Here is an 11,301-nt window from a genome sequence, read left to right as displayed (position 1 = left end):
ATTAATGAATTTAATTTTTTTAATTTTTTATAATGTTTTTTTCTTTCATTTTCATTATTTGAAGTTTTTGCAAGAATAACTATATTTATCCATAATCCTGTATTTATATCTGCAGGTACTGTTTTATTATCTCTAAATATTGAATTATTTAATCTTATTTTAGGATAAATTAATTTATAATCATCTTCTGTTTCTCTTGATTGATAAAAATATTTAGGGTCTAATTCTGATTTGACAATTTTATCAAATCTTTTAAAATTCTCTTGTGTCATTGCAAAAGCCATATCATTACGCCAGTATTTTGAATATTCATTTTCAATTCCATAAGCTTTTGCAATTGCATCATCACCTGTTATAAAATAATCTATATTATTTTTGTCACATATTCTTTTTATTTCATCTAACATATCTAGACTTAACTTCTTTACATGTTCAAGTCTTTCTGAATTAAGTTTCATTATTAAATATTTTTCATAGTCTTTAGGAATGTCTAAATTGTATTCTTCAACAAATCTTCCAAATTTAGCTTCTGACCATTTATGATGAGAAACTCTTTTTTCAGGGGGTAGCCATTTCATATAACTGTTTCCAAAAAACCTTCTTAAATAAGTATCATATCCTTTCATTACAGGAAACATTTGATTTTCAAATTCTACTTCTATATGCTCTTTTCTTTCTGATACAGGCATTCCACCATAATTACCATTTACTACTGCTGTTTCTAAAATCCAATCACTTGGAATTTTTCCATATTTCTTAACAGTACTATCATGTAAATAGTGTATAAGTCTAAAAGGAATAAATTTTAATATTAGTTTAACGAAAGAAACGTATTTTTTTGGTATTCTAGGTGTTACGCCAAACCATTTAAATAACATTAATGTTCGTAAATTATATATTTTTGTTGTTACCTTTTTCCTTTTTTTAGGATCATTTGGTACATAATCATATATAAAGAAATCGACACAAATTGGATTATCATAATTCCTTTTTATATAAAATCTTGTTCTTAGTTGAGTTCCTTTTATCATTAGTTTTGGTGTTGTATTATGATATTTTTTATCAATATCATACGAAACCATATAATATGTGTTTGGATCAAGTTCTTTTGGAGCTACTTCCATAAATTTTTCATATTGATCTCTCATCATTTCAATATCGATATCATCATCCCAAGGTATAAATCCTTTATCTCTTATTGCTCCAAGGCATGTTCCACCTGATAGTGAATATGTTATATTATATTTTTTACATATTCTATCAATTTCTTTTAATGCATTAAATTGGATTATTTTAAGTCCATTAAGAACTTTATCTTTATTTGTTTTTAAATATTCTTTATTATTTATATTACCCATTTTTTTCCTCTGATTAAAAATATAAATGTAACATCGATACTTGATGCTACATTTGATTGTTGATTATATAATTTTTATATATTTTGAAGATAATCTTCTTCATCCATTTTATTTAACCATTCTTTTGCCATTCTTCCTCTTATTACTTCTTTAAAAAAATTCAAATCTTCTTTTGCTGTAATTTTAATGTTCATAGGATCTCCTTGAACAAATTGGATTTTTTCCCCTAAGTCAAATAATAACTGACATGTTGCACTTGTATCTAAAATTCCTTTTTCTTTTGCAAGTTTATGTGTGTCTATCATTTTTTTATACTGAATAGCTTGAGGTGTTTGACTTAAAAATATTTTTTCTTTTCCTATATATTCATAAGGTTTCTTGTTTTCATCCAATCTATATAATATAGATGAATTTTCAACCGCTGTTGCAGCTGCTCCAAATTTCTTTGCACTATCTATGGTTCTTGAAATTAATTCTGTACTTACAAGTGCTCTTACAGCATCTTGAATAATGATTATATCATCATCCTTTGTAATTAATTTTTCAGCCTCATGAATCCCTATATTAATTGATTCTTGTCCGGTAGCGCCTCCAGGTACAACTGCTTTAATTTTTGTTAATTCTGATTTTGAAATTTCTTTATTTAAGAAATCCATCCAGTCTTTATGGCATACTACAATGATAGCATCAATATCTTTACATTTTTCATATACTTCTAAAGTATATATCATAATTGGTTTTTTAAAAACTTTTAAAAATTGCTTTGGAATTTCTTTGCAAACTTCTCCCATTCTTGAACCAATGCCCGCGGCAGGCATGATTGCAATATTCATTTGTTTTCTCCTATTTTTATTATTATTTTTATTATGTTAAATATTTTTAAATTATATCAATAGCAATTATATTTGTCAAATTGATATAAAACGATTTACATTTATATTATGGAATAAAAATGAAAATTAATCATTATTTTTATGAAAAAATTTTCTAAAAATTCTTGAAGTTATATATAAGTAATGATATTATTTAATTTAATAATATTTTAGGAGGGGTAAAATATGGCAATAGTAAAACCATTTAAGGGTGTTAGACCCGATGCAAAATATGCAAAAGAAGTATCCTGTCTACCTTATGACGTAATGAACAGAGATGAAGCAAGAGAAATGGGTAAAGATGAAAAATCCTTCTTGCATATTGTACGCTCCGATATTGATTTACCTGACAGTGTAGATATACACGATGAAAAAGTTTATGAAAAAGCAAAAGAAAATTATGATAAATTTTTGAATGAGGGTTATTTAATCAGGGAGGAAAAAGAAGTTTATTACATCTACAGAGAAATAATGAACGGAAGAGTTCAAACGGGGATTTGTGGATGTTGTTCCACTTTCGAATATGAAAAGGGAATAATAAAGAAACATGAGTTTACAAGACCGGAAAAAGAAGTTGATAGAATAAATAACTTTTTGGCTTGTTCGGCTCATACAGAACCTGTTTTCTTCGCTCACAGACATAACGAAGATTTACATAATTTTATATCCGAATATACAAAAAACAATAAACCTGTATATGATTTTGTAGCAGAAGACGGAATAAGTCATATTTTATGGGTTGTTGATAAAGATGAAGATGTTGAAAAAGTAAGAGAATTTTATAATAAAATTGAATATTTATATATAGCTGACGGTCATCACAGAACAGCTTCTTCATATGAAGTAGGAAAAAGAAAAAGAGAAGAAGCAGGAGATAATGTTGATAGAGAATACAACTATATCTTAGCTGTAATATTTGATAGTGATGAACTTGAAATAATGGATTATAACAGAGTTGTAAAAAACTTAGCTGGTTATTCCAAAGAAGAGTTTTTAGATAAAGTAAGTGAAAAATTCGATATTGTATCAAATGATGAAAATATAATAAAACCTGATAAAAAACATGATTTTTCAATGTATCTTGATAAGAAGTGGTATCTTTTAAGAGCTAAAGAAGGAACTTATGACAAAGAAAATCCTGTAAAAAGTTTAGATGCAGATATTTTACAAGAAAATCTTCTTGCACCTGTACTTAATATAGAAGATCCAAGAACAAGTGACAACATAGAATTTGTTGGTGGAATAAGAGGATTAAAAGAACTTGAACAAAGAGCAGATAGTTTTAACGGTGTTGCTTTTGCAGTGTATCCTGTAACAATGGATGATTTATTCTCAGTTGCAGATGCAAACATGGTCATGCCGCCAAAATCAACTTGGTTTGAACCAAAACTTAGAAGCGGATTATTTATTCATGAAATTTAAACAAATATAATAATATAGTAATGATAAAGGAGATTTTATAAAATGGGAAGAGTATATAATTTTTCAGCAGGTCCTGCTGTTTTACCTGAAGAAGTATTAAAAGAAGCTGCGGCAGAAATGCTTGATTACAATGGAAGCGGAATGTCTGTAATGGAAATGAGCCATCGTTCAAAATGGTTTGATGACATCATTAAAACAGCTGAAAAAGATTTAAGAGAATTAATGAATATTCCGGATAATTATAAGGTTTTATTCTTACAAGGAGGTGCAAGCCAACAATTTGCAATGATTCCTATGAATCTTACAAAAAATGGTGTTGCTGATTACATAATAACAGGACAATGGGCAAAAAAAGCTTATAACGAAGCTAAAAAATATACAAATGCAAAAGCAGTTGCTTCAAGTGAAGATAAGACTTATTCTTATATTCCTGACTGCTCTGATTTAGATATTGATGAAGATGCAGATTATGTATATATTTGTGAAAATAATACAATTTACGGCACAAAATATCATACATTACCTAATACAAAAGGAAAAACATTGGTTGCTGACGTATCTTCTTGTTTCTTATCAGAACCTGTTGATGTTGAAAAATATGGTATCATTTACGGTGGGGTACAAAAAAATGTAGGTCCTGCAGGTGTAGTAATAGTAATTATCAGAGAAGATTTAATTCCATCAGACGATGAAATTGATGAAAAAGTTCCGACAATGTTAAGATATAAAACTCATTCTGACAATGATTCTCTATTTAATACACCACCTGCATATGGTATTTACATTTGCGGTAAAGTATTTAAGTGGCTTAAAAAACAAGGTGGTCTTGCTAAAATGAAAGAACTAAATGAAAAGAAAGCAAAAATCTTATATGACTATCTTGATGAAAGCAAAATGTTTAAAGGCACAGTTGTAAAAGAAGACCGTTCTTTAATGAATGTACCTTTCGTAACTGGAGACAAAGACTTAGATGCAAAATTTGTTGAAGAAGCTACAAAAGCAGGCTTTGTAAACTTAAAAGGACATAGAACTGTAGGCGGAATGAGAGCTTCAATTTACAATGCTATGCCTATTGAAGGTGTTGAAAAATTAGTTGAATTTATGAAAAAATTTGAAGAAGAAAATGCTTAATATAAAGCGTCGGATTACCGACGCTTTTTTATTTTATATATTAAATTTTTTAAATAATAAATTATAATTTATGTAATAATTTTATTATATATGTATAAAGTATAAAATAATGTTATTGTTTTTATTAATATATTAAATATATTTAAAATAAATGTTTAATAAAATCATGAATAGTTAGATAGGATATGAAAAATGATGAATTATAAAATAGATGATAAAGATATTAATGTAAAAGATTTTATTTCCTTTGTAAATCAAATTTGGAAAGGTGAGTATGATGTTTTAGAAACAAAAAATGCTTTAACAAAAACCATGAATATAACTGTTTATGACGAAGAAAAACTTATTGGATGCATAAGAATATTAACAGACGGATACTTTTTTGGAACAATAACTGACCTTCTTGTACTTCCAGAGTATCAAAAGAAGGGGATAGGAAGTAAACTTTTAGAACTTGCAAAAGAACATACACCTACAATGTTATATTTCGGTTCAAAACCTGGGACCCAAAATTTTTATGAGAAAAATGGATGTAAAAAAAGTTTACAATCTTTTATAATTGAAAAATAAAATATGATGTATACATTAAAATATCTATGTAAATATTATTAAAAATAAGATTTTCATAAATAAAAGTAAGTAGTCAAATAAAAAAATTTTATTGAAAAAATTTGAAAATAGCATAACACTAATACTAAAACTAAAAATAAACAAAACTGTTTAAATTTTAAAAAAAAGTTGATTCATTTTTCATATAAATTATTGATTTTAGTAATTTTTTTATATATAATACTCTTAAAGTTCAATTTATGCTCGAATATTGGGGCTAATTTAAACTTGCTACTATTTAGAAGTTCTGTTTGGAACTTCAAGAAAAAATAATAAATAATTATAATATTTAGGAGGAATTTTATTATGGCAGTAAAAGTAGCTATTAACGGATTTGGTAGAATTGGGAGGTTAGCATTCAGACAAATGTTTGGCGCTGAAGGTTATGAAGTTGTTGCAATCAACGACTTAACTTCTCCAAAGATGTTAGCACATTTATTAAAATATGACTCATCTCAAGGTAGATATGAATTAGCAGACAAAGTATCTGCAACTGATGATTCTATCATTATCGATGGAAAAGAAATCAAAATTTATGCAGAAGCTGACGCTAAAAACCTTCCTTGGGGAGAAATCGGTGTAGACGTAGTACTTGAATGTACAGGTTTCTATACATCAAAAGCAAAAGCAGAAGCTCACATCGAAGCTGGTGCTAGAAAAGTTGTTATCTCTGCTCCTGCAGGAAACGACCTTCCAACAATCGTTTACAATGTAAACCATGAAACATTAAAACCAGAAGATACAGTTATTTCTGCAGCTTCTTGTACAACAAACTGTTTAGCTCCAATGGCTAAAGCATTAAACGATTTAGCTCCAATCCAATCTGGTATCATGAGCACAATTCATGCTTACACAGGTGACCAAATGACTCTTGACGGACCACAAAGAAAAGGTGACTTAAGAAGATCTAGAGCAGCTGCAGTTAACATCGTTCCTAACTCAACAGGTGCTGCAAAAGCTATCGGTTTAGTTATTCCAGAACTTAACGGTAAATTAATCGGTTCTGCTCAAAGAGTTCCAACTCCTACAGGTTCTACAACAATCTTAGTAGCTGTTGTTAAAGGTAATGTAACAGTTGAACAAATCAACGAAGCTATGAAAGCAGCTCAAACAGAATCTTACGGATACACAGAAGAAGAATTAGTATCTAGCGATATCGTAGGTATGAGATATGGTTCTTTATTCGATGCTACACAAACAATGGTTTCACCAATGGAAAACGGTGATACACAAGTTCAAGTTGTATCTTGGTATGATAACGAAAACTCTTACACAAGCCAAATGGTAAGAACAATCAAATACTTCTCAGAATTAGCTTAATTAATTCTAAACAAAGTAAAACTTACAAAGATCCAAAATGGGTCCGGGATCATTACTGGCCCGGACCTTTTTATTTACAAAAAATTGAAAGGAGCACTCTTAGATGCTAAATAAAAAATCAGTAGATGATATAAATGTAAAAGGAAAAAGAGTATTAATCAGATGTGACTTTAACGTACCTTTAAAAGATGGTGAAATCACAGACGAAAACAGAATTAATGCTGCTCTTCCAACAATTAAAAAAGTAATGAACGACGGTGGTAAAGTTATTTTATGTTCTCACTTAGGAAAACCAAAAGGAGAACCAAAACCAGAATTATCTTTAGCACCTGTTGCAAAAAGATTATCTGAAAAATTAGGTAAAGAAGTTGTTTTTGCAGCTGATGACAATGTAGTAGGAGAAAACGCTAAAAAAGCAGTTGCTGAAATGAACGACGGAGATGTTGTTTTACTTCAAAATACACGTTACAGAGCTGAAGAAACAAAAAACGGCGAAGCATTAAGCAAAGACTTAGCTTCACTTTGTGATATTTTTGTTAACGATGCTTTCGGTACAGCTCATAGAGCTCACTGCTCAAACGTTGGTGTAACAGAATATGTTGACACAGCTGTAGTTGGTTACTTAATGCAAAAAGAAATAGACTTCTTAGGTAATGCTGTAAACAATCCTGAAAGACCATTTGTTTCAATTTTAGGTGGTGCTAAAGTTGCTGATAAATTAAACGTAATCAACAACTTACTTGAAAAATGTGATACATTAATCATCGGTGGTGGTATGGCTTATACATTCCTTAAAGCTAAAGGATATGAAGTTGGTACATCATTAGTTGATGATTCTAAAATTGATTACTGTAAAGAAATGATGGCTAAAGCTGAAGAACTTGGCAAAAAATTATTACTTCCTATCGATACAACAATCACAAAAGATTTCCCAGATCCAATCGATGCTGAAATTGAAATCACAGTAGTTGATTCTAATAAAATCCCTGCTGACATGATGGGACTTGATATCGGAACAAAAACAGCTGAATTATTTGCAAATGAAGTTAAATCTGCAAAAACAGTTGTTTGGAACGGACCTATGGGTGTATTTGAAAACCCAATTCTTGCAAAAGGTACAATGGCTGTAGCTAAAGCTCTTGCTGATACAGACGCTACAACAATTATCGGTGGTGGTGACTCTGCTGCTGCTGTTAACCAACTTGGTTTTGGTGACAAAATGACTCATATCTCAACAGGTGGCGGTGCCAGCCTTGAATTCTTAGAAGGTAAAGACCTTCCTGGTGTTGTTGCAGCAAACGACAAATAAACAATTTTAGTAATTAAAGGAGAAATATATAAAATGTCAAGAAAAACAGTAATTGCCGGAAACTGGAAAATGAACAAAACAGCTGCCGAAGCAAAAGAATTTTTTAATGAATTTTTAGATAAAATCAATGTAGCAGATCCTGAAGTTGTAATTTGCCCAACTTATATGACAATTCCTGCTGCTGTTGAAGCTACAAAAGGTACTAATGTTGGTATCGGTGCTCAAAATATTTATTTTGAAGACAACGGTGCTTACACAGGTGAAGTAACAGCTGATATGATTATTGAAGCCGGTTGTAAATATGTAATCATAGGTCACAGTGAAAGAAGACAATACTTCAACGAAACTGATGAAGGCGTAAACAAAAAAACAAAGAAAGCTTTAGCAAAAGGCTTAATTCCAATCCCATGCGTTGGCGAAACATTGGAAGAAAGAGAAAGCGGAAAAGCTTTTGATGTATTAAAAGAACAAACAACAAAATTACTTGAAGGTATCTCAGCTGAAGATGCTAAGAAAATTATTCTTGCTTATGAACCTGTTTGGGCTATCGGTACAGGTAAAACAGCTACTGATGACCAAGCTAACGAAGCTTGCGGATATATTAGAAGTCTTGTTAAAGAATTACTTGGTGAAGAAGTTGCAGAAGCAATGAGAATTCTTTACGGCGGAAGTGTTAACGCAGGTAACGTAAAAGCTTTAATGTCTATGAGTGACATTGACGGTGCTTTAGTTGGCGGAGCAAGCTTAAAAGCTGATTTTGTTACACTTGTAAACTACAAAGAACTATAATAGGTGGAATTAATGAGTAATAAAGTATTATTAATGATTTTAGACGGATACGGATATTCTGCTAGTCATGAAGGAAATGCCGTATACAGCGCTAACACTCCAAATTTAGATAAATTATGGGAAAACAATCCTCATTTATTATTAAATTGCAGCGGAGAAAGCGTTGGTCTTCCTGACGGACAAATGGGCAACAGTGAAGTTGGTCATTTAAACTTAGGTGCAGGAAGAATTGTATACCAAGAATTAACAAGAATTACAAAGTCTATAAAAGACGGTGATTTCTTTGAAAATGAAGAATTTTTAAAAGCTGTTCAAAATGTAAAAGATAACGGCTCAGCTCTTCATTTAATGGGGCTTGTCTCTGACGGCGGTGTTCACTCTTCTAATGAACATTTATATGCTTTACTTGAACTTGCTAAAAGACAAGGTTTAGAAAAAGTTTATGTTCATTGCTATATGGACGGAAGAGATACTCCTCCAAAAAGCGGTAAAGGCTACATTGAAGAACTTGAAGAAAAAATCAAAGAAATCGGTGTAGGTAAAATCGGTGTAGTATCAGGAAGATACTATGCAATGGATAGAGACAAAAGATGGGAAAGAACAAAAAAAGCTTATGATGCTTTAGTATATGGTATCGGTGAAAAAGCCGACAGTGCTGCTGAAGCTATGCAAAATTCATATGATAATGATGTTACTGATGAATTCGTTCTTCCTACGATTGTTTGTGAAGATGCAAAAATTTCTAAAAACGACAGCGTAATTTTCTTTAACTTCAGACCTGACAGAGCAAGACAAATCACAAGAGCTTTAGTTGAAGATGATTTTGACGGCTTTGATAGAGAAGAAGATTTGAATTTAACTTTTGTTACATTCACAAATTATGATGCAAGCTTTAAAAACGTATTAATCGCATTTAAACCACAAGTTATTACAAATACTTTAGGTGAATACTTAAGTAATAACGGATACACTCAACTTAGAATTGCCGAAACAGAAAAATATGCTCATGTAACATATTTCTTTAACGGTGGTGTTGAAACAGAATATAAAGGTGAAGACAGAGTTTTAGTTGCTTCTCCAAAAGTTGCAACATATGACTTAAAACCTGAAATGAGTGCATACGAAGTAAAAGATAAACTTGTTGATTTAATTAACAATAAAGATTACGATTTTATTGCAGTAAACTTTGCAAATTGTGACATGGTTGGTCATACAGGTATATTCGATGCGGCTGTAGCTGCTGTTGAAGCTGTTGATAAATGCGTTGGAGAAGTTACTGATGCTGCAAGAAACAATGATTACAGCGTTATTATAACTGCTGACCATGGTAATGCTGAATTAATGTTTGAAGACGGAAAACCATTCACAGCTCATACAACAAATAAAGTAAGATGTATTGTTGAAAGCAAATTAATCAAAGGCGTAAGCGAAGAAGCAGCTTTATGCGATGTTGCTCCAACAGTACTTGACTTAATGGATATTAAACAACCTGAAGAAATGACAGGTAAATCTTTTGTTGAAAAATAAGAGAATAAGATAAAATAAAAAAAAGAGGCTTTGCCTCTTTTTTTATTGCTTTTATGTATTTAAGCTAAATTTATAATTTTAATATTTTTTTCTTTTGCATAATTTATTGTATAAGAAGTCCCTCCTGTATTTTTTGTTTTATAGGTAATGCATACACTGCTATTATCAATTAAAAGTCTGTTTCTATCCAAAATACAACTTTTATCTTTGTAATACTGTGATGTATATACAATTTTATCACTTTGCTTTTTTATAAATTCATATATATTTTTATCTGCTTTATTCCAGTATTTTGATTGGTCTTTACAAGGCAGAACCATTATTAATTTAATATGAGGGTATTTTCTTCTTAAATTTAAAACTTCTATTGCTGCCATTGTATCAAATCCTAAAGCACCTCCCACAGCGAAAAAACAATATCCTTTATTTATAAGTTTTTCTAATTCTTCAATTAATTTTATTCTTATTTCTTCTTCTTTATCAGCGGGGATATTTCTATGTCCGCTAAAACAACAGGTTTTTGATTTCATATAAATTCTCCTTATAGGCTATATATAGCCTAATAGTATCACATATCGCCTATAATTTCTAGTGTTTTTTTATATCCTTTTTATATGGAGGAATTTCAATGGATACTATAGAGGCTATAAGAATACGAATATTACAATTATGTAATCAAAAAAATATATCAATAAATAAATTAGCTAATCTGTCTGCATTACCACCTTCGACTTTAAAGGGAATATTATATGGAAGAAGTAAAAATCCTAAAATTATAACTTTAAAAATAATATGTGACGGTTTAGGAATTACACTAGGTGAATTTTTTAATTCTCCAGAGTTTAATCAATTAGAACAAGAAATAAAATAGATTTTATAAATATGAATAGGCGATATATAGCTATAGTACTATATATCGCCTATTTTCGATATGTTATTTATATATTCTCTTCATATAGATTGG

Annotated in this window: 11 protein-coding genes; 8 read left to right on the top strand and 3 right to left on the bottom strand. The window is 30.1% G+C overall.

From position 1 onward, the window contains the following. Together FGQ49_RS09290 and FGQ49_RS09285 are read right to left on the bottom strand one after the other, a co-directional pair. Positions 1–1,358: LicD family protein (locus tag FGQ49_RS09290; protein ID WP_138269591.1), on the bottom strand; the 1,358-nt coding region annotated here is incomplete at its 3' end. Positions 1,359–1,432: 74 nt separating this feature from the next. Beyond that, positions 1,433–2,191 carry an IspD/TarI family cytidylyltransferase gene (locus FGQ49_RS09285; RefSeq protein WP_138269590.1) on the bottom strand — a complete coding sequence of 253 codons (759 nt, stop codon included), beginning with the start codon at positions 2,189–2,191 and terminating at the stop codon, positions 1,433–1,435. 225 nt (positions 2,192–2,416) lie between these two features. Between FGQ49_RS09285 and FGQ49_RS09280 the strand changes: the two genes are divergently transcribed. The 7 genes from FGQ49_RS09280 (at position 2,417) to gpmI (ending at position 10,337) form a co-directional block, all read left to right on the top strand. Then, positions 2,417–3,652, top strand: a complete 1,236-nt coding sequence (locus tag FGQ49_RS09280; RefSeq protein ID WP_138269589.1) for a DUF1015 domain-containing protein — start codon at positions 2,417–2,419, stop codon at positions 3,650–3,652. Between the two features lie 42 nt (positions 3,653–3,694). Then, on the top strand, positions 3,695–4,783 hold the full coding sequence (serC, locus tag FGQ49_RS09275; protein ID WP_138269588.1) for a 3-phosphoserine/phosphohydroxythreonine transaminase: 1,089 nt from the start codon (positions 3,695–3,697) through the stop codon (positions 4,781–4,783). 192 nt (positions 4,784–4,975) lie between these two features. Continuing rightward, entirely contained in the window at positions 4,976–5,353 is a 378-nt protein-coding gene (locus FGQ49_RS09270; protein ID WP_347559334.1) for a GNAT family N-acetyltransferase, read from the top strand. Positions 5,354–5,698: 345 nt separating this feature from the next. Continuing rightward, complete coding sequence (gene gap / locus FGQ49_RS09265) at positions 5,699–6,712, top strand: type I glyceraldehyde-3-phosphate dehydrogenase (RefSeq protein ID WP_138269587.1); 1,014 nt, start codon at positions 5,699–5,701, stop codon at positions 6,710–6,712. A gap of 103 nt (positions 6,713–6,815) precedes the next feature. Beyond that, positions 6,816–8,021 carry a phosphoglycerate kinase gene (locus FGQ49_RS09260; RefSeq protein WP_138269586.1) on the top strand — a complete coding sequence of 402 codons (1,206 nt, stop codon included), beginning with the start codon at positions 6,816–6,818 and terminating at the stop codon, positions 8,019–8,021. A gap of 33 nt (positions 8,022–8,054) precedes the next feature. Further along, entirely contained in the window at positions 8,055–8,810 is a 756-nt protein-coding gene (gene tpiA / locus FGQ49_RS09255; RefSeq protein WP_138269585.1) for a triose-phosphate isomerase, read from the top strand. 12 nt (positions 8,811–8,822) lie between these two features. After that, entirely contained in the window at positions 8,823–10,337 is a 1,515-nt protein-coding gene (gene gpmI, locus FGQ49_RS09250) for a 2,3-bisphosphoglycerate-independent phosphoglycerate mutase (protein WP_138269584.1), read from the top strand. 59 nt (positions 10,338–10,396) lie between these two features. Here the strand turns inward: gpmI and FGQ49_RS09245 are convergent, their stop codons facing one another. Beyond that, entirely contained in the window at positions 10,397–10,867 is a 471-nt protein-coding gene (locus FGQ49_RS09245) for an SLOG family protein (protein WP_138269583.1), read from the bottom strand. Positions 10,868–10,965: 98 nt separating this feature from the next. Between FGQ49_RS09245 and FGQ49_RS09240 the strand changes: the two genes are divergently transcribed. After that, a complete protein-coding gene (locus FGQ49_RS09240) occupies positions 10,966–11,208 on the top strand; it encodes a helix-turn-helix domain-containing protein (protein ID WP_138269582.1) in 243 nt (80 codons plus the stop codon). Positions 11,209–11,301: the final 93 nt, after the last annotated feature.

The organism is Anaerofustis stercorihominis (assembly GCF_005844425.1).
In the GTDB taxonomy this organism is placed as follows: domain Bacteria; phylum Bacillota; class Clostridia; order Eubacteriales; family Anaerofustaceae; genus Anaerofustis; species Anaerofustis butyriciformans.
Note: the sequence above shows the minus strand (reverse complement) of the source record. Positions and strands in the feature narration are given on the sequence as shown.